We start from the raw sequence: 17988 nt of genomic DNA, 5'->3' as shown, positions 1-17988 counted from the left end.
TTATTTACCTATTAAACGTTTACGTAGTTTTGGCTCAGATGTATTTTCTGAAAGCCAAATATCTAGAAATGCAGGGCCAAAGCCTGGGTCGGATATCTCACCTATAAGTAGATTTTTGTGCTCTTTTGAAGTGAAGTAAAATTTACTTGTTTTATATGGGTCAACTAAGATAGTGAGCCCATTTCCTTCTTTTATATCTGGCCAAATGGCGTCTAATTTTTTAAGCCAGAGATTTTCATTAGGCTGTTTTAGTTGAATATGTTGCCATTGTTCTTTTGTGGCTTTTAACAGATCTTCTTTTGATATATCCCTTAAATAGGTTATTTTTAGGGCCTGAGGATAGCTATCTGGTTGCCAATTTTTGTCTTTACTCAGTAGTTCAATATCGTAAACATCAAAAAAAAGAACAGACATCTTGGCATGACCAATTTTGTGAAGGTCTGCCAATATTACAGCACTAGAATTGAAACTCATAAATACAATTATCATTAATAAATACAAATACTTTGTCATAATTTTTGTGCCTCATTATCATGATTAAACAGTACTTTTAAAGCAATGTAATATTTTACAAAAATGGGTAGCAGCAGCGCCCAAATAAAACCGTACAGGGATATAAATTGAAAATCTGTCAGTGTTGTCTCAAATGTATTTAAATTTAAGGCGCCATAGTAACTTGCAGGTCCTAAAACTAACCCGATTAGTGATATATATTTTACATTAATCGCACTTAGCCAATGAAGACAGTGATTGAATGTCACTGCAAATACACACCAAAGTAACATCAATGTACTTGGTAATTCATTGTTGCTAGTTATTATGACATTGAAATATATCATCAAGCAATCAACCACACAGCCAATTACAGCAATATTCAATAACCTAAAATCATCTAATTTGGATGGGCTCATAATAAAGTGAATTACAATGAGCGCAGCAATAAATAGAGCGCCTTTACCTGGATATAATGCAGCAATAAACCATGAAATTTGATAAATAGATAAGTTAATAATGTTAAAGTACTTCATAACGACCTCAAACCAGAATTACTTATCAGTATCAAGCTATATAGTAAAATTAACCACTTATAGATAAGTCATTATTTGTTTATCGTTTTCATCCAAATAAAGAGGCTTTCTGGCAACAATGTGATGGGTACTTATCACCCTTTCTAAAAAAGCACCTTCACAATAAGCAAAATAGTAATGCCATAATCTTTGGAAAGTTTCATCAAACCCATACTGTTGGATTTCATGCCAATTATTATCAAAGCGAACTCGCCAATCATTGAGCGTTCTGGCGTAGTGCAAACCGATATCGTCAACCTTATCAATCATCATATCAGTAGAGTGTTTTATGTGTTCGCTCATCACAGACACTGACGGGAGGCAGCCTCCAGGAAATATATACTTTTGTATAAAGTCTATATTCTTACGATAAGCATCATATCTTTGGTCTGCAATCGTTATTGCTTGAATAAGCATCTTGCCATTGGGTTTCAAAAGGCTGTTACATTTATCAAAGAAGCTTGTCATAAACTCATGACCTACAGCTTCTATCATTTCAATCGAGACTAATTTATCAAATTGACCATCTAATAAACGGTAATCTTTTTTTAATAATGTGATGCGGTCCTCTAATCCCAATTGTTTAACTTTTTCAGTTGCATAATCATATTGCTCATCAGAAATGGTGGTTGTTGTTACTTTACAACCGTAATTTTGCGCTGCAAAAATTGCCAATCCGCCCCAACCAGTCCCTATTTCAATCAAATGGTCATCTATTTTTAGGTCGAGTTTTTTGCAAATAATATCAAGTTTATTAATTTGCGCTTGGTCAATTGTGTGATTCGACTCATCATAAATTGCGCACGAATACATCATAGTAGGATCAAGAAAGCGTGTATAAAGGTCATTGCCTAGATCATAGTGCGCTAATATATTTTTCTTAGAACCATTTTGTGTATTGGCATTTTGTAGGTGTAATAGCTTGTTTTTTATTTTAGCCAATAGGCCTTTGTTACTTTCAACAGAATCAAGCGTTTTCTGACTTCTAGCGAATACTCTAACAAGTTGTGTTAAATTATTAGATGTCCACTTTTTATCTAAATAAGCTTGTGCGACATCAACACTACCGCCTCTGATAAAGTCTTTATAAAGCGTTAAATCATGAACACAAATGTGACCTTTAAGTTTGGCAGATTTATTACCTAATACTGTTATATTAGTACCTTCATGTACTTCAATTTGGGCATTATCAATGCTATTAAGTGCCTTAAAAACGATGTGTCTACACTTTTTATTAAACCAACTTATTTTTAATTCACGACTCAATGATTGTGTAATTTCCATGTTTACCTCAGCTTTTAGAATAGGGTACAAATGGCACACGCTTAAAGAATAATTTAAGTGCTTGCCAATAAATCAGGGTGACAATTTTAAAAACCATGAGAGGTAAACTGACCCAACTTTTAATCAGGTTCAGAGAGCTTAAAGGTTTTTTCATCAGGGCTAAATGAGCATCGAAAGTAGGGTTATCTTCCCCTTCAAAATGATTTGCAATTGACACGATGAGCTTGTCTTCTGGGGTGGTAACACGCCATTTATATTTCATATTTAATTGCATAAAAGGTGATACGTGGAATGTTTTTTTAGTCATATCACTTTTTAGAATATTAATTAAATAATAATGTCTTTCGTTCCATGGTGTATTACTTACTTCAGCCAACATCAACTCACATGACCCTGTTTTGTCATAACAATAAAAAAAGTTAACTGGACTGAAATAAAGACCTAAGCATCTACATTGTATTAACATAAACACTTTTGAGCCATCCCATTGCCCACCCAGCGATTTCACTTTATTAGCTATACGTGCTTTGAGGTCACCAGGTTCATTTATTATGTAATCTTTTTGATTAAATTTAATGGGACTAAATTTTGAGGTGCCAAATAGTTTAAATTTTTTAGATATCTGGTTTATCTCATCAATATCAATGCCAAACATCGACATTTTATATTTAAACTTATGTAAAACTGGGCTGAATCGGCGATGTAAAACATGGCCACTGAATATACCGCTTTTTAGAGTCATAAAGTGACCCCAAAACGCTTGGCAACACTTAATGCGCTATGTACACCATCCTCATGAAATCCATTTCTCCAATAAGCACCTACAAAATGTGTGTGTTTTTTACCGCATATTTCACTGCGTCTTTTTTGTGCTATAAAGCTTTTATTGTTGAAAACAGGGTGATGGTAAGTATATTTATCGATAATTTTATTTTTATCAATTAGTGCTGTTTGATTTAAAGTAACGCAGAAAGTATCTTTTGATACAATGCCTTGCAGTATATTCATATTGTAAGTAACACAGGAAGGTTTATTTAATCGCGCATCTTTATTTTCGTCTAATAAATAGTTCCAACTAGCCCAAGCAGCTTTTCTTTTTGGTAATATGTCGGTATCTGTATGTAAAACAACTTCATTAGGTGTATATGGAATATTAGATAGTATTTCTTGTTCTTGCTCTGAGGGTGATTTTAATAACGCTAATGCTTCATCTGAATGACAGGCAAAAATGACCTCATCAAAATGATTGATTTCACCATTTTTAAAATGTATCTCGATGCCCTTTGACGTTCTTTCTACAAAATCAATTTTTGAATTTAATTTTATTTTGTTTTTAAAATTGTGGGTCAAAGGATCAATATATTTGTATGAACCACCTGTAATAACATACCATTGCGGTCTGTTTGTGATACTTAATAAACCATGGTTATAAAAAAACTGAACAAAGAATTGCAGAGGAAAAACAAGCATATCTTTCAAACTAGAAGACCATATAGCAGCACCCATAGGCAAGATATAATTTTCACAAAAGTTATCTGAAAAATGATGTTCTAAAAGAAAGTCACCTAATGTTTTATCCTCATCTACAGTATTTTCATATGTATTGATTGCGAGTTTATTAAACTTTAATATTTCCTTAATGAGCTTCCAAAATGAAGGTTTTAAAAAGTTACGTCTTTGCGCAAATAATGTATTGATGTCATGACCATTATACTCTAATCCACTGGCATTATTTTTTACACTAAAGCTCATTTGCGTTTTTTGTTTTGGCACGCCTAACTTATCTAGTAACTTTAAAAAATTGGGATAGGTACGATCATTACAGACTATAAATCCCGTATCTATTTTATATTCTTTATTATTATACTTAATGGGTTTAGTCGCAGTATGTCCGCCAATATAATCATTTTTTTCAAATACAGTCACATGATGCTTTTGGTTGATAAGATGTGCTGCAGTAAGGCCAGAAATACCTGAACCTATAATAGCGATGTTTTTCATTTTTGAATCATCCTTACTGCTATTTTTTGCCAAATAAAAAATGGGAGATATGAAAATAGCTTCATTATGAAAGTAAAAAGTGGAGGAATGTTAATTTCTGATTTGTTTTTATTAAGCCCTTTAACAATATATTTAGCTGCTAAGTCACTAGATATGATCCCTGGCATACTAAATGTATTTTTATCAGTAAGTGGTGTACTCACAAATCCCGGATTGATCAGACTAACGTTAATATTATGTGTTTTTAGATCTATGCTAAGAGATTTTGCTAAATAATTAAGGCCTGCTTTAGAGGCGCCATATGCTTGTGTTCGTGTTAAAGGTAAAAATGCGGCACTTGAACTGGTGAAAGCCAAGTTACCATTAGGCTTTAAATGTTTAAGTAGTACTTGCAGGCAATATCCGACCGATATCAGGTTTGTATTGATAACACGAGCAAACAACTGTCCATCAAAATTGATTGGATCGTCTATATACTCACAATCTCCAGCGTTAAGAATTATGATATCGAGTTTAGGTAGATTCTTAGAAGCTAACTGAATGTCATTTATATCTGTAACATCACAAATAAATGGTCTGATTTTATTATTTGAACGACAAAGTAGATTCAATTTTTTAAAATCTCTTCCGCCAGCATAAACTGTATGACCTTCATTTGCATACAGAGAAGCGAGGGCTTTGCCTATGCCTGATGAAGCGCCTGTAATAAGGATATGTTTCATTTTGACGCTCTATTATTAATCCAATTTATCACACCACCTAACACAGGTATGTGCTGATAAATTAAATTGCCCAAATCAAAATAATCCCTGTGGTAGATGACTTTTCTATCAACTATCTTTAACCTTGAATGGCCGTGAACTATGATACTTTTTCCTTTATTTAGGCTTTGATGTTGATAAGTCATATCCCAATAGATGGCGGCTTCGTTTTCACAATTGAAACTGTTTGTAATCTCAAATTGGCAATAACTCACATTTGTGTACATCTTCTCGAAATATTGAATTAAGTTCTTACGACCATTTACTGTATGTAATGGGTCTTGAAAATGTATATCGTTATGATAAATATCTTCTAAGGTATTTAAGTTATCTATATTTAATTTATTGTATACATCTATAAACTCATTAACCCACTGAGCATTAGGCTTAAATACATCGTTAAAGTCATGAATTTTTTCAGATCGATTAATCATTTTTATACCCTAAATTTAATCTCACACTTTATAAAATGCCAAGGCTTCTATGCGCGCATCTTTGTGATTAACAATTGGCTCATAATACTTATCTGATAAACCATTGCGTGAAATATAATCATGTGGAAAGTGTATTTCTTTATCAGGAATATCTTTCAACTCAGGTATATACATACGAATGAACTGGCCTGTAGGATCAAATTTTTTGCTTTGAGTTATTGGATTAAAAACCCTAAAGTAAGGTTGTGCATCACAACCTGTACTCGCAGCCCATTGCCAACCGCCATTATTTGCAGAAAAATCACCATCAATCAGGTTTTCCATAAAAAAACGTTCGCCCCATTTCCAGTCAATCAGTAAGTCTTTCGTTAAAAAGCTGGCGACAATCATACGTAATCTATTATGCATCCAACCTGTATTTTTGAGTTGCCTCATAGCAGCATCAACTATCGGGTAGCCTGTTTTACCTTCACACCACAATTTAAAATGCTCAGGGTTATTTTTCCATGGTAATTCATTGTATTTAGGTATAAATGTTTGATTTTTACATAATTTGGGGTAGTGGAATAGTAGGTGTTTATAAAAATCACGCCATGCCAGTTCATTGATCCATGTAAACGCATCAGCTGCACTATTTTCTAAGATATGTGGGTGACGTGCTAATACACTCAGCAGTAAATGTTTAGGGCTAATAGCACCAATGGCAAGATAAGGAGATAAACCAGAAGTACCTTTTATTGCAGGTATATCGCGGTTATGTTTATAGTTAATGAGTTTATCTGAGATAAAATCATTGATTACTGATGTAAATATCACATCGACTAAAGGCCATTTATTTGAGCATATTTTTTGGGTATTAAAGCTGATAGTGTTTTGCTTAGGTAGTGATTCATTGTGATCATTTGTGAATTGACAGATAGAAACACTGTGCGACACTAAATATTTCAGCCAAGTATTGCGAAAAGGGGTGAATACTTTGTACATTTCACCACTGCCATTTAAAATATCACCTTTGGGCACAATAACATCAGACTCTAAAAGCTTTAAAGATAATCCCAATTCTAAGATTTTTTTATCTCTTAAACATTCATTTACTTCTAATTCACTATTAGCATAAATGTTATTTATTTGATGTGTTTTAGCATACTCATGAAGCGCATTAATTTGATCATCAAAGTGGTGGCTTTCAATGTGAACTAACTCAATACCTAGCTCTGCTAATTGATTTTGTAATAGATTAAGATGTCTTTCTAAAAAATCTATTTGTATTGGTGCCATATCATGTTTACGCCATTGCTCGGGAGTAGAAATAAAAATGGCCTTAAAAGGGCCATTTTTACTTGCTTCAGTAAGCGCTGGGTTATCTATAATGCGCAGGTCTTTGCGAAACCATACTAAATTCATTAATAGCCATACCTTAGCTTTAAATCATCAGGATAAGGTGAAAAATATACTTGAGCATTCAAATATGATTTAGTGTGCTCTCTCATGTAATGATTTATCAGTGTCAATGGTACGAGTAACGGAATTAAACCTTCTCGAAATTCATTAATCTTATCTGTTAGTTCTTGTTTTTGTATCTTACTTAGCTGCTTTTTAAAATAGCCCTGTAAATGCTGTAAAGTATTCGAGTGACTTTTTCTATTGGATAAATGTTTTAAACCTGCCATTAAACCTGAAATGTAGTGTTGAGATAGTTCATCTAATGGTAAATCGGCACGCGCTAATAATTTACCTAATGACTTATAACTCGCTAAATGATGGCTCATTAATAGATACTTGTGTTGCGTATGAAACTGGATTAATTTATGTTTTGTTAATCCAGATGCAACTAATTCTTGCCAATGTTTATATGTATATACTCTTATAATAAAGTTTTCACGCAGTGGCATATCATTCAAACGGCCGTTTTCTTCACATGGTAATAATGGATTTTTTTCCATTATTTGTTTTGCGAATAAACCTATACCGTTAGATTCGCTGCCTTTACCATGATCGTAATAAACTTTTACTCTTTCCATACCGCAGCTTGGGCTTTTTTGGCAAAAAATAAAGCCACTTAATTCATCTATATTATCAGCAACATTACTGCCGAATTGAGTCAGCTTTTCGGTCACATCACCAGTACCATCGGGTCTGCTGACAACTATTAGATCGTCTTTTTTTATTTGGCGAATGGTTTTTCGTGGTATGGGCAAGCCAATTGCAACCTCTGGACAGTAAGCTTTATACTGAACATGTTTACCGAGTTCTTCAGTGCAAAATTGAGACTTTTTATGCCCTTTATCAAATCGAACTTGTTCACCTTTTACACATGCACTTATGCCTAATGTAATACTAGATTGTGGTGTTTTCATAATGTGCTCCAGATGTATTAATAAATGAAATTGCCAATAGGGTTTAAAATACGTGCAAGCCCTTTAGTAAATTGTAGTGCATTACTAGAAACTGTATAACACAAACAACCATTTTCTGTTTCTGGTGTGTGGGTATGACTTTTGTCTAACCAAATAAAGTCACCTTTTACGTAAGTGCCTAATTCATCCTCAAAGCTACCATCTAATAACAAAGTTAATTCAAATCCTTTGTGTGTATGAGCTGGTACATTACCTTCAGGATCTATGTGCAATAAACTGGTATGTAGCTCACCTTCATTTAAATCTAATCGAGCACGAGATAACTTGCCTAAGTTTTGCCATTGAGACTGATTTATTGAATCAATCGCTCTAGGCAATTGATACTCATTATTTCTTACTTTAACAACTTTAAGTTTTTTAGGCGTTTCGATATAAATTTGCTCACTTGACGTTATATCATCAATCATACTCGAAAAATCAATTGATTGCGGAATATGAATTGATTGATTATGATCATCAAACTCGTTATTTGATTCACTTAACGTAAGCGCTTGCAATTTTTTATGACACTTAGGGCATAGCTCCGCATGCATAGAAATTGCAGCACTGATAGAGGCTGGTAATTCGCCTTTTACATGTAGTTTTAGTAATTCATGTTTTGGATGGTGTGTAATCATGAATCGTCTCCTAAGTGTGATTTGAGCTTACTTAAAGCAGTTCTTAATCTAGATTTAACTGTGCCTACTGGTATGCCCAGTTGCACTGCAATTTGTTCTTGTGATAATTCCTGAAAGTATACGCCTTTAATTATCTGCTTTTGCGCTTGTGGAAGTTTATCAACATGCTGCATTAAGCTTTTATTTAGAAGGTGATCTTCAAACTCAGCTGTTTCTAAATTTTCAGACTCAACTAGCGGCCAAATGTCGTCACTGAGCATATCTTCGCGATTAGATTTTACTTTTCTAAGCATATCGAAAGAAACGTTACGCATGATGGTATAAACCCAGGTAGTTACAGCACCTTTATCAGCGTTGTACATGTGTGCTTTTTTCCAAACATTGGTCATAGTTTCTTGCAAAAGTACATTAGCAGAAGCTTCATTATTTAATTGCTTAATACCAAAGCGTATAATTTTAGGTGCAAACCAACTAAATATTTGTGCAAAAGCATCTTTATCTCTTTCTAGAGAAATTAAAGACAACCACTCTTTTAGTTGCTCTTTATCATCTTGCTCAAGCAATGTTTTATTTATACTCATATCAGCAATGTTTCTTTTACTATTTAATGAATGCTGCATAAAAGCTACTTAATTATTTGTGAACATAGTAGCCAATACGATGTGGGAAATAAGAAAGATCAAATAAATTTAAATTAATTTATTTTCCTTTAATTACAGTATGCAAGAAGTTTTCACATTGCTCAAAGTTAAGGGCGCTTATTTTTACTTTATTTGAAGTTGTTATCGGTAAGAGTTCTAATATACGTGCGCAAACCCAGGCCTTATCTTCAAATTTCTTTTCCGAATAAAGTTCACTTAAATTTTTTGAATTCATAAATGCGGTATTTAAAAACTGAACCATGTCGTTTTCTTTAATCATGGAATCGCAAAAGGTCTCGTTAGCCCAATGGTGTTCATGATGTATTTGCGCCTTGTACAAACCATCAGGTTCACAATATTTATTTGATAAGGTGACAAATTCTTTTGCTTGCACATCTATAGACAGTAAACCGTCTTTTAAAGCATCAAAATTGACAATTTCAACTAATACGCCATTATCTGCAATATTATCTTTATCGAACAAAGTGATGATGAAACCCTTTGTTGAAAATGATTCTTTTACGAGTCTGATATAGCGAGGCTCAAAGATCCTCAGTTTCACTTTTCCACCGGGCAGTATAAATACAGGTAACTCAAATATACCTAATTCCATAAAAGCTTCTTTCAATTCAAATGATGTTACACAATACGTATTATGGGAGGTTTTAGATCACCTGATCGTTTTATGTTTTTAATCGTATACATATTAAATAGCTATTAGCAGGTATACAAACGATGCAAAATAACTTAGATCAAAAAATGTTTTTAAATGCTTTTAATACGATTATTGAGAAAGGTGAGAAAGAACAAGGTTTTTATCATCTGAATGATGTTAAAGCTTGGCATGATTATGATGGATATTGCTGTTATATTTCATACAACAAAGTAGAAATGACTTTAATGTTTCATGGCAAATATTTACTTGATTATAAAAATGAAGGCTTACTGGAAAGCTTTATTAAAAAAGTATTGCAGATAAATAAAGGTACATAGAATGAATTTAAAACAAATTAATGAGATCAAAGGTGTTATCTTTGACTTAGATAATACTTTAGTATCTTCTTCTCTTGATTTTAAAACCTTGAAGCAAAGCATAGGCTGTTGCAGTGATGAGGATATTTTAGAGTTTGTAAATAAAATAGAATCCAAAGAGCACAGGCAACAAGCTGATGCAAAAATTTTAGCCCATGAATATGATGATGCAATGAGTTCAGAAATTTTAACAGGCGCGCATGATTTAATTGCTCACTTAAACTCATGCGACATTCCTACTGCAATAGTGACGCGTAATAGTAAACAATCAAGTGAGCATAAAATAAAGAAACACAGTATAAATATCGAAAATGTCATAACCAGAGAAATGTTTCCTCCAAAGCCCGATCCGACTGCTTTAAACCACATTGCCAATCAATGGCAGCTTCAAAATAAAGAAGTGCTATATGTAGGTGATTATTTATATGACATACAAGCGGCTGAAAATGCAAAAATGCAATCGTGTTTAATCTCTCATTTTGAAGAAAAACCTTATCAAGATCAGGCCGATATTGTGGTTGATACATTATCTGAGCTTAAACAACTATTAATTAAAATCAATTCAGATGTTACTTAAGTCATATTTTATTCATTAAATCTTATTGACCTTAAGTTAACTTGAGGTTTTATAGTCCTTTTCATCAACACTTTTAAAGGATTATTTATGTCAACTGTTATCTCTATTGCAAGATTAAAGCGTTTTTCAAATTTAATTTGGGTAATGCAAATCGGTAATTTTTTTATTCGCGGCACTTATTACATGGTTTGGCCATTTTTGGCTGTTATTTTATATCAAAAATTTAATTTATCGGCATCTGAAGTTGGCTTATTGCTTACAGGTTCATCGGTTTTCTCAGTGGTATTAGGCTTTTATACAGGTAATTTATCAGATAGGTTTGGTCGTAAACCTGTGATGCTAGTAGCTGCATTATTAGGAGTCATAGCCTTTGCTTGGTTGGCCGTAGCAGATACATTATTTACATTTTGTACTGCCGTGTTTTTAGCGACCTTACCGCGATCATTGTGGGATGCCCCGAGTAAAGGGGTATTAGGCGATGAGTTACCTGATGCTAAAGACAGAGAGTTGGCCATGCAAATGCTATATTTCTTAGTCAATGCCGGTGCAGCTATTGGCCCATTAATCGGTTTATGGGCAGGCTTAACCGGAGAGCAATCTAGCTTTTTGTTTACTGCTTTTGCCTATGCTGGTTTATTAGGAGCAGTAGTGGTAACTTTCAAAAATAAAAAGAAGAGCAAACAAAATCAGCATAAAACGTCTCATAATTTTAAGCAGATTATCGCTTTGTTATCTAAAGACCATGTATTTTTGCTGATTATGCTCGCTAATATGCTCATTTTATTTATATACGCACAGGGCGATTCAAGCTTAATTCAATATTTAACTCGTGCTGAAATACCAGAGTTAGTTACCCTGATTTCATCTATCATTGTTTTGAATTCATTAGTAATTGTGATATTTCAATTCCCATTATTAAAATTGATGGAAAACATTGATATAAAAAACCGGATATATATCGGCATTATATTATTAGCAATTTCACAATTAGTATTTGCGTTTAATCCTGTTGATTATTATTTTGGTTGGTTGCTAGGGACTTTTGTATTAAGTATTGGCGAAGCCATTTTATTCTCAAATATGAATGTGCACTTAGATCGACTTGCACCTAAAAAGTTAAAGGGCAGTTATTTTGGTGCTGCTGGATTATGTTCACTTGGTTTTTCTTTTGCACCTTTGCTTGGTGGTATTGTTTTAGATGTGTGGGGTGGGCCTACATTATTTTTAATCGCATCTGGAATGAGTGTGGTAACCATATTTTTATACCAAACAAGTGATAAGTTAAAACGGCCTGATTTTGAGGCTATGGAATTAGTTTAAATCATAAGATTAGTAACCACTTAGTGTGGTTACTAATATAATACAATTATGTTTTACACCAAGGTGCATTTCTACATCGTTTTTCTAAAAAGTCTAAAAATATTCTAACCTTAGGCGGCAAATGTTCTTTATGAGGGTAAACAGCATAAACACCAACGGGGTCGAGTTCATAGTCTGTTAAAATAGGTGTTAGTTTACCTGTATATATTTGCTCACAAATTCCTAGCTTAGCAAGTGCAGAAATCCCTAAACCACTTTGAGCAGCGGATACTACAGCATCAACTGAATTTGTTTTTAAACTGCTATTAACTTGAACCTGAGTCGTATTTCTAGTGGTTTTATGAGTAAATAACCATTTTAAAGGAGAGGGTAATATAGACAGGTTGATCCATTGATGATGCACTAAATCTTCAGGTATTTTTGGCGTACCATAACGTGCTAAATAATCATTTGATGCAAATACCAAAGTAGGGCTGGAACATAGTTTTTTAGCAATTAAATTAGAGTCTTGTAACCATCCTATACGAATTGTTAAATCTATGCCTTCTTCCACCATATTTACGACACGATCTTCTAGTAATAACTCTATTTTAAGCAAGGGATAAAGGCAGCGTAATTCTTTAATAACAGGAATAAGCTGATCTCGACCAAAGGCGATTGGACTGGCGATTCTTAATGTACCAGTTGGTTGATGCTGATATTGGCGTAGTTCATTAATGGCAATTTCAGCACGATCAACGATTTGCTCGCAGTGTTTAAAATAAATATCACCAGCTTCGGTTAAGCTGAGCTTACGAGTAGATCTATTAAGTAGACGTACACCTACTTCTTGCTCTAATAAACTCACTTGTTTACTTACCGCTGATTTAGCAATGCCCAACTGGCGAGCTGCCTGCGAAAAGCTTTTTGCCTGCACTACTTTTGTAAACACGCCAATGCGTTTTAACTCATCCATATTTATCTTGATTGTTCTCTTAATAAGAACAGTGTTATATAAATAGTCAATCTAGTAAAGATTTCAATAACTGTAATAATGAATTTGTTGAAATTTGAGATAGATATTTAGGAGAAAGGATATGACAACTGACACATTATTTAAACAAGTAGATCTCGGTGCAGGTTTAATACTAAACAATAGAGTCGTAATGGCCCCGTTAACGCGATGCATGGCGGATGATGAACTAGTACCAACGCAGGCAATGGTAGAATATTACGCAAGGCGTGCTGATACAGGCTTAATTATAACTGAAGCAACGTTGATTTCTCAATCTGGACAGGGTTATCCAAATACACCAGGTTTATATAATCAGCAACAAGTAGATGCTTGGAAAGAAGTTACACAAAGAGTACATCAAAATGGTGGTAAAATTTTTGCGCAATTGTGGCATACAGGCAGGGTATCTCACCCTCACTTTTTAAATGGCGAAAAGCCTATGGCACCATCGGCGTTAGCTATTGAAGGTCATGTGCCTCGTATGGAAGACTTGCATTATGGTGAGCCGCAAGAAATAACTCCTGAGCATATAAAACACGTGATAACTGATTTTACACTAGCTGCGGCCAATGCTAAAAAGGCAGGCTTTGATGGCGTTGAAATTCATGGCGCAAATGGCTATTTAATAGATCAATTTTTACATTATGCAGCGAATGAAAGAGAAGATGAGTGGGGCCAAACGCCAGAAAATATGAGTCGTTTATTGTTTGATGTAATAGATGTAGTTAAAAAAGAGATAGGGCATGTAGGTGTACGTTTATCTCCAGCAGCTTATTTTAATATGGCACATGATTCAAAAGATGTTGCTGTATTCGATTATGTATTAGATAAATTAAATTCACTTGAACTAGCTTACGTGCACACAGGTATGTTTGAAGATAGCCATATAGATTATTTAGATGGCACTGTAACCCAATATATTCGCAGAAACTATCACGGAACAGTCATTGCGAGTGGGGGTTATACAGCTCAAACCGGTGAGCAAGCTATATTACGTGGCGATGCTGATTTAATTGCAATTGGTCGACCATTAATTGCTAATCCAGATTACATCGAGAAAGTTAAAACTTCAAAAGTTTTAACTGAATATGATGACAGCATGTTGGCAGAGCTTATTTAGTAAACCTTAAGACGTTTTGCTAATTTATTTAGCGTTGCCGACGAGGTAACGCTGATTATTTAGTTATACTGAATTCACAGCTCATCAAAATAATGCTTTTTGAAATAAAGATTCTACGACTGTTTTATCTATGGGGTTAACATTTCTAAGGTGAATATTCAGTAACTCATTTAAGCTACTTTGAGTCAATAAATGCTCATCTATGCTTTTTAAAAATGATTTAGTTACTTTATTTTTAGTGCACATTAAATGCCCTAAAATATATGGTGAAATTGAAGATATTGCATAAGAGCGCGCCTCTACTTTAACGCCCATGTCAAAAAGTTGATGGGGGTATAATAAAGCAAATTCAGCTCGTTTTTTTATAAACATGCCTAATACGCCGCTATCTTGTTCGGCACTATGTCGTATCAGCTTGTTGTTATTAGATATTAAAGAAATTTGTTTATCTAATGCATCACCGTATGATATTTGGCTTGATATGAGCAATTTAGCGTGTTTTCTGTTGGTGAATATATCATTTAGATTAATCGTATTATCTACAAGTAAATGATCTTTCAGGGGCGCTTTATCACTACTTTGATAAAGCCTTCTACTGAGAAATAAGTTAATTGGCTGACTAAATAAGAATTTTTCTAGACGGGCTTGATTTTTTACTTTATTAACAACGCAGATATTTTTAGTTTGATTCATTAGGGTTAATGAACGTTTGGTTGTCATATATTCAAAATTTATATTGGCAAGTTGTTCTTTTAAAGCAAATAAATTACTTTCTACACTTAAATTATCTTTAATATTATGAGTTTCGAATGCCTGTAAATCAATTAAGTTATCTGTATGAATAGATATAACATCGGCTTGGCTTAGGTTAGCTACAAACAAAGAACAACAAAATATAACTAAACTGAATAACATTGAATTCATCAATAACCTACATCTAATTTTCTTATAAGAATGATTATAGTAAATTTTTAAAGAAATTATATGAACTGATAATTCACATTTTTTAAATTACAAAATTACACTTCTTAGTTAGTTTTATTATTTGAACATTTATAGTCATCATACGCTGTCACTTGTGCTAAATAATGTGTGATGTTTTTTGACTCTGAAGTAGTAAATTTAGCTTGAGTAATATTTAATGTTTGAATCCGATCTATACGAAATTCTCTATAGTGATCACGTAATTTACAAAAAGCAATAATGGTCCATGTTCCGCCCCAAAAAACGAGACTTAAAGGCTCTATTTCTCTGATGCTGTTATCTTTTTTAGCATCAATATAGCTGATTTTAAGTACATTAAATTGTTGAATGGCTTGTCGTATTATCGCTGAATAATTACTATAAGTTTTATCTATGTGGAAATCAGGTACGATAAAAGGCACTGGCTGATTTTGCTGAAGGTGCTCAGGAATAATAGCTTCAATTTTTTCAAATGCGCTGGCGGCACTTTTAGCTAAAGTTTTATCGCTCCATGCTTGCACCATTTTACTACCAAGCATTAAAGCCATTAATTCATCGACTGAAAACATCAGCGGCGATATCTCAAAATGGCTAGGTAATATATATCCTATCCCGGCTTCACCCTCAATAGGTATGCCAGACAGTATTAAAGCTTGAATATCCCGATAAATAGTACGTTCTGAAACTTCTAATGTTTCAGAAAGCGTTTTTGCGGTAATAGCTAAACGACGACCTTTTAATAAAGTTACTAATTGAAATAACCGTTCAGCTTTACGCACTTTATATCCTTATCTGAGTTTTATAAGCTCTATGACGCTTTAGCTTGGTTTTCGCACTGACTTTGAGCCAGTATATCTAAATGATCTAATATAACAGAATCTTTTTCGATACATTTTGCAAACTCAACACAAAACTCTGAATCAAAAAATGCTTGTTGCGCAAGTTGCGCCTGCTCTAAGGACTCCCAGTAAACGATATCAGTATAAGTCGCAGTGGAATTACTTTTACATAATGAACGATACAACATACCCGGTTGTTCATTTAAAAACTTTTCAAACGCATCATTTGATTCTAAAAAATCAGTATCAGTCACATTTTCATTCAGTTTAAAGTGTACTATTTCAACAGCCTGTGCCATTTTTTCTCTCCTTCGATTAAGTGAGCGACAAGTGTAACTGAGCCTACTGACAATAAGTGTCAGGAGTGTGGAAATAATATCTGATTTGTTTTTATATATTCTGATTTTTGTTAATCTTTAATTTAATATATTTAAAAGGTTTAAAGATTGTTATGTGGTTGGAAAACAAAGTACTAGAAGGTCAATATATAATTTTAGAACCTTTACATGAATCACATGTAAAAGGTTTAATTGAGGCGGTAAAAGATGGTGAGGCGTGGAATATTTGGTTTGCTAATGTACCTCATTTTGAAGAAATGGCTGAATATGTTAACCAAGCTATAAAAGCAAGTGAAACGGGTAATATCGCATATGCTGTAAGGTGCAAAACAACGGGGGATATTGTCGGAACAACTCGGTACTATAATGTTGAAAGTCAGCATAAAAGGGCTTTGCTTGGTTATACTTGGTATAGTAATTCTGTGAGAAGAACAGCCATAAATACAGAATGTAAATATCTATTATTGAAAAACTTATTTGAAAATCACCATGCTTATGCTGTTGAATTTAGAACTCACTTTTTTAATCAAGCATCTAGAAATGCCATTGAAAGATTAGGTGCTAAACAAGATGGTATTTTAAGAAATCATCAAATAATGAAAGATGGATCACTAAGAGATACTGTTGTTTATTCCATCATTTCTACTGAATGGCCTGCTGTAAAATGTAATTTAATAAATAAGTTAAATTAATTATTAGTTTATCGAGAATATGAGACTTGAGTTATTCTAAAGGTCATTTACTAAATGACTTCGATGTTTTTCAAATGCATTCCAAAATTCATCTATTTTCTTTTGATTCGTTTGGTAGAATTTTTTATTAAATGCTGCATGCCATTTAGTTTGTAAAAGACTATGTTTAGTTGCAGTAAGTTTATGTTCTAACTTTAATTCTTTACTTAAATACGTGCCTATCTGTCTATCGATAACAAATCCATCTAGCTTGCCATTTGCAACAAATTTAAGACCTTGTATGGGAGTGAGGTTTAACGAACTTAATACATTTTTATCTTCTAATATTTTACTTACTACATAACCTAAAGGTGCAGATAAACCATGTTTTGCTACAGGATAATAAACATCAAGGTTTAAGCCATTTTCATCGATTAATAGCTGTTTTGTTTTATCTAAATCGAAAGGGCCATTTTTTTGAATGAAAATAGCGTATTCCCCTTGAAATAGATAAGGTTGTTGCAAATTTTTATTTTTAGGGAAGGCGAATATTTGGCTTCTTTCGTTTGTTTGTATCATAGCAAATAGAGCATTAGCTTGGTTTTGTTTCACTAGTTTCTGGCATCTTAACCAAGGTTTAGATATTAAATTGACTGTGAACCCTGCATCTTTAGCGGATAATAAAATTAAATCTATCATTAATCCTTTTGGTTGATCATTATTTGAAGTCGAAAAGATATAGGGAGGGAAATTTCTATCCTCATAGCAAAAAGTTACGATAGTTGCATAAACCGAGCAAGAATTAAAAAATAACAAAAAAATGAATGTTTTCATTAACAATCAACTAGGGGGCAAGTCTTTTTATATTAGCAGACTATTAAAAAGTATTTATGGACTGGGATATTTTTGTTA

The 17988-nt window shown here is 33.3% G+C and carries 22 protein-coding genes; 5 read left to right on the top strand and 17 right to left on the bottom strand.

Annotated features, from left to right (window positions below; all coding sequences use genetic code 11):
* From KO527_RS01105 to KO527_RS01050, 12 genes are all read right to left on the bottom strand, one after another.
* Nucleotides 1-513, bottom strand: a complete 513-nt coding sequence (locus KO527_RS01105) for a chalcone isomerase family protein (RefSeq protein ID WP_216038568.1) — start codon at nucleotides 511-513, stop codon at nucleotides 1-3.
* Nucleotides 510-1028, bottom strand: a complete 519-nt coding sequence (locus KO527_RS01100; RefSeq protein ID WP_216038567.1) for a DUF2878 domain-containing protein — start codon at nucleotides 1026-1028, stop codon at nucleotides 510-512. Before KO527_RS01100 ends, KO527_RS01105 begins: the two co-directional genes overlap by 4 nt.
* Before the next feature lie 57 nt (nucleotides 1029-1085).
* The gene (locus KO527_RS01095; RefSeq protein ID WP_216038566.1) at nucleotides 1086-2351 is read right to left on the bottom strand and encodes a cyclopropane-fatty-acyl-phospholipid synthase family protein; all 1266 of its coding nucleotides are present in this window, start codon (nucleotides 2349-2351) and stop codon (nucleotides 1086-1088) included.
* Between the two features lie 7 nt (nucleotides 2352-2358).
* On the bottom strand, nucleotides 2359-3093 hold the full coding sequence (locus KO527_RS01090; protein WP_216038565.1) for a DUF1365 domain-containing protein: 735 nt from the start codon (nucleotides 3091-3093) through the stop codon (nucleotides 2359-2361).
* Entirely contained in the window at nucleotides 3090-4352 is a 1263-nt protein-coding gene (locus KO527_RS01085) for an FAD-dependent oxidoreductase (protein WP_216038564.1), read from the bottom strand. The genes KO527_RS01090 and KO527_RS01085 overlap by 4 nt, the downstream gene beginning before the upstream one ends.
* The gene (locus KO527_RS01080; protein ID WP_216038563.1) at nucleotides 4349-5074 is read right to left on the bottom strand and encodes an SDR family NAD(P)-dependent oxidoreductase; all 726 of its coding nucleotides are present in this window, start codon (nucleotides 5072-5074) and stop codon (nucleotides 4349-4351) included. Before KO527_RS01080 ends, KO527_RS01085 begins: the two co-directional genes overlap by 4 nt.
* A complete protein-coding gene (locus KO527_RS01075; RefSeq protein ID WP_216038562.1) occupies nucleotides 5071-5547 on the bottom strand; it encodes a nuclear transport factor 2 family protein in 477 nt (158 codons plus the stop codon). The genes KO527_RS01080 and KO527_RS01075 overlap by 4 nt, the downstream gene beginning before the upstream one ends.
* Nucleotides 5548-5568: 21 nt before the next feature.
* Complete coding sequence (gene phrB, locus KO527_RS01070) at nucleotides 5569-6951, bottom strand: deoxyribodipyrimidine photo-lyase (protein ID WP_216038561.1); 1383 nt, start codon at nucleotides 6949-6951, stop codon at nucleotides 5569-5571.
* Nucleotides 6951-7904 (bottom strand): DUF523 and DUF1722 domain-containing protein, encoded by a 954-nt coding sequence (locus KO527_RS01065; RefSeq protein ID WP_216038560.1) that lies wholly within the window; start codon nucleotides 7902-7904, stop codon nucleotides 6951-6953. The genes phrB and KO527_RS01065 overlap by 1 nt, the downstream gene beginning before the upstream one ends.
* Nucleotides 7905-7921: 17 nt before the next feature.
* Complete coding sequence (locus tag KO527_RS01060; RefSeq protein WP_216038559.1) at nucleotides 7922-8581, bottom strand: ChrR family anti-sigma-E factor; 660 nt, start codon at nucleotides 8579-8581, stop codon at nucleotides 7922-7924.
* Nucleotides 8578-9201 (bottom strand): sigma-70 family RNA polymerase sigma factor, encoded by a 624-nt coding sequence (locus KO527_RS01055; protein ID WP_216038558.1) that lies wholly within the window; start codon nucleotides 9199-9201, stop codon nucleotides 8578-8580. Before KO527_RS01055 ends, KO527_RS01060 begins: the two co-directional genes overlap by 4 nt.
* Before the next feature lie 79 nt (nucleotides 9202-9280).
* The gene (locus tag KO527_RS01050; RefSeq protein WP_216038557.1) at nucleotides 9281-9835 is read right to left on the bottom strand and encodes an LON peptidase substrate-binding domain-containing protein; all 555 of its coding nucleotides are present in this window, start codon (nucleotides 9833-9835) and stop codon (nucleotides 9281-9283) included.
* Between the two features lie 122 nt (nucleotides 9836-9957).
* Between KO527_RS01050 and KO527_RS01045 the strand changes: the two genes are divergently transcribed.
* The 3 genes from KO527_RS01045 (at nucleotide 9958) to KO527_RS01035 (ending at nucleotide 12151) form a co-directional block, all read left to right on the top strand.
* Entirely contained in the window at nucleotides 9958-10215 is a 258-nt protein-coding gene (locus KO527_RS01045) for a DUF3081 family protein (RefSeq protein ID WP_216038556.1), read from the top strand.
* Between the two features lies 1 nt (nucleotide 10216).
* On the top strand, nucleotides 10217-10831 hold the full coding sequence (locus KO527_RS01040) for an HAD family hydrolase (protein ID WP_216038555.1): 615 nt from the start codon (nucleotides 10217-10219) through the stop codon (nucleotides 10829-10831).
* A gap of 87 nt (nucleotides 10832-10918) precedes the next feature.
* A complete protein-coding gene (locus tag KO527_RS01035; RefSeq protein ID WP_216038554.1) occupies nucleotides 10919-12151 on the top strand; it encodes an MFS transporter in 1233 nt (410 codons plus the stop codon).
* Between the two features lie 46 nt (nucleotides 12152-12197).
* Here the strand turns inward: KO527_RS01035 and KO527_RS01030 are convergent, their stop codons facing one another.
* Nucleotides 12198-13106 (bottom strand): LysR family transcriptional regulator, encoded by a 909-nt coding sequence (locus KO527_RS01030; RefSeq protein WP_216038553.1) that lies wholly within the window; start codon nucleotides 13104-13106, stop codon nucleotides 12198-12200.
* Nucleotides 13107-13227: 121 nt separating this feature from the next.
* Between KO527_RS01030 and KO527_RS01025 the strand changes: the two genes are divergently transcribed.
* Complete coding sequence (locus KO527_RS01025; protein WP_216038552.1) at nucleotides 13228-14265, top strand: alkene reductase; 1038 nt, start codon at nucleotides 13228-13230, stop codon at nucleotides 14263-14265.
* An 84-nt stretch (nucleotides 14266-14349) separates the two neighbouring features.
* Here the strand turns inward: KO527_RS01025 and KO527_RS01020 are convergent, their stop codons facing one another.
* From KO527_RS01020 to KO527_RS01010, 3 genes are all read right to left on the bottom strand, one after another.
* Nucleotides 14350-15189, bottom strand: a complete 840-nt coding sequence (locus KO527_RS01020; RefSeq protein WP_216038551.1) for a hypothetical protein — start codon at nucleotides 15187-15189, stop codon at nucleotides 14350-14352.
* A gap of 104 nt (nucleotides 15190-15293) precedes the next feature.
* Nucleotides 15294-16007 (bottom strand): YafY family protein, encoded by a 714-nt coding sequence (locus KO527_RS26350; protein ID WP_216038550.1) that lies wholly within the window; start codon nucleotides 16005-16007, stop codon nucleotides 15294-15296.
* A 29-nt stretch (nucleotides 16008-16036) separates the two neighbouring features.
* Nucleotides 16037-16366 (bottom strand): hypothetical protein, encoded by a 330-nt coding sequence (locus KO527_RS01010; RefSeq protein ID WP_216038549.1) that lies wholly within the window; start codon nucleotides 16364-16366, stop codon nucleotides 16037-16039.
* Nucleotides 16367-16518: 152 nt separating this feature from the next.
* Between KO527_RS01010 and KO527_RS01005 the strand changes: the two genes are divergently transcribed.
* Nucleotides 16519-17097, top strand: a complete 579-nt coding sequence (locus KO527_RS01005) for a GNAT family protein (protein ID WP_216038548.1) — start codon at nucleotides 16519-16521, stop codon at nucleotides 17095-17097.
* A gap of 36 nt (nucleotides 17098-17133) precedes the next feature.
* Here the strand turns inward: KO527_RS01005 and KO527_RS01000 are convergent, their stop codons facing one another.
* Nucleotides 17134-17910 carry a transporter substrate-binding domain-containing protein gene (locus tag KO527_RS01000; protein WP_216038547.1) on the bottom strand — a complete coding sequence of 259 codons (777 nt, stop codon included), beginning with the start codon at nucleotides 17908-17910 and terminating at the stop codon, nucleotides 17134-17136.
* Nucleotides 17911-17988: the final 78 nt, after the last annotated feature.

It is taken from the genome of Pseudoalteromonas sp. C2R02 (assembly GCF_018860845.1).
Lineage (GTDB): Bacteria > Pseudomonadota > Gammaproteobacteria > Enterobacterales > Alteromonadaceae > Pseudoalteromonas.
Note: the sequence above shows the minus strand (reverse complement) of the source record. Positions and strands in the feature narration are given on the sequence as shown.

Excerpts from the sequence above, each read along its gene's own strand:
- KO527_RS01105 (WP_216038568.1), bottom strand. The coding sequence starts at position 513 with ATGACAAAGTATTTGTATTTATTAATGATAATTGTATTTATGAGTTTC.
- KO527_RS01100 (WP_216038567.1), bottom strand. The coding sequence starts at position 1,028 with ATGAAGTACTTTAACATTATTAACTTATCTATTTATCAAATTTCATGG.
- KO527_RS01095 (WP_216038566.1), bottom strand. The coding sequence starts at position 2,351 with ATGGAAATTACACAATCATTGAGTCGTGAATTAAAAATAAGTTGGTTT.
- KO527_RS01090 (WP_216038565.1), bottom strand. The coding sequence starts at position 3,093 with ATGACTCTAAAAAGCGGTATATTCAGTGGCCATGTTTTACATCGCCGA.
- KO527_RS01085 (WP_216038564.1), bottom strand. The coding sequence starts at position 4,352 with ATGAAAAACATCGCTATTATAGGTTCAGGTATTTCTGGCCTTACTGCA.
- KO527_RS01080 (WP_216038563.1), bottom strand. The coding sequence starts at position 5,074 with ATGAAACATATCCTTATTACAGGCGCTTCATCAGGCATAGGCAAAGCC.
- KO527_RS01075 (WP_216038562.1), bottom strand. The coding sequence starts at position 5,547 with ATGATTAATCGATCTGAAAAAATTCATGACTTTAACGATGTATTTAAG.
- phrB (WP_216038561.1), bottom strand. The coding sequence starts at position 6,951 with ATGAATTTAGTATGGTTTCGCAAAGACCTGCGCATTATAGATAACCCA.
- KO527_RS01065 (WP_216038560.1), bottom strand. The coding sequence starts at position 7,904 with ATGAAAACACCACAATCTAGTATTACATTAGGCATAAGTGCATGTGTA.
- KO527_RS01060 (WP_216038559.1), bottom strand. The coding sequence starts at position 8,581 with ATGATTACACACCATCCAAAACATGAATTACTAAAACTACATGTAAAA.
- KO527_RS01055 (WP_216038558.1), bottom strand. The coding sequence starts at position 9,201 with ATGCAGCATTCATTAAATAGTAAAAGAAACATTGCTGATATGAGTATA.
- KO527_RS01050 (WP_216038557.1), bottom strand. The coding sequence starts at position 9,835 with ATGGAATTAGGTATATTTGAGTTACCTGTATTTATACTGCCCGGTGGA.
- KO527_RS01045 (WP_216038556.1), top strand. The coding sequence starts at position 9,958 with ATGCAAAATAACTTAGATCAAAAAATGTTTTTAAATGCTTTTAATACG.
- KO527_RS01040 (WP_216038555.1), top strand. The coding sequence starts at position 10,217 with ATGAATTTAAAACAAATTAATGAGATCAAAGGTGTTATCTTTGACTTA.
- KO527_RS01035 (WP_216038554.1), top strand. The coding sequence starts at position 10,919 with ATGTCAACTGTTATCTCTATTGCAAGATTAAAGCGTTTTTCAAATTTA.
- KO527_RS01030 (WP_216038553.1), bottom strand. The coding sequence starts at position 13,106 with ATGGATGAGTTAAAACGCATTGGCGTGTTTACAAAAGTAGTGCAGGCA.
- KO527_RS01025 (WP_216038552.1), top strand. The coding sequence starts at position 13,228 with ATGACAACTGACACATTATTTAAACAAGTAGATCTCGGTGCAGGTTTA.
- KO527_RS01020 (WP_216038551.1), bottom strand. The coding sequence starts at position 15,189 with ATGAATTCAATGTTATTCAGTTTAGTTATATTTTGTTGTTCTTTGTTT.
- KO527_RS01010 (WP_216038549.1), bottom strand. The coding sequence starts at position 16,366 with ATGGCACAGGCTGTTGAAATAGTACACTTTAAACTGAATGAAAATGTG.
- KO527_RS01005 (WP_216038548.1), top strand. The coding sequence starts at position 16,519 with ATGTGGTTGGAAAACAAAGTACTAGAAGGTCAATATATAATTTTAGAA.
- KO527_RS01000 (WP_216038547.1), bottom strand. The coding sequence starts at position 17,910 with ATGAAAACATTCATTTTTTTGTTATTTTTTAATTCTTGCTCGGTTTAT.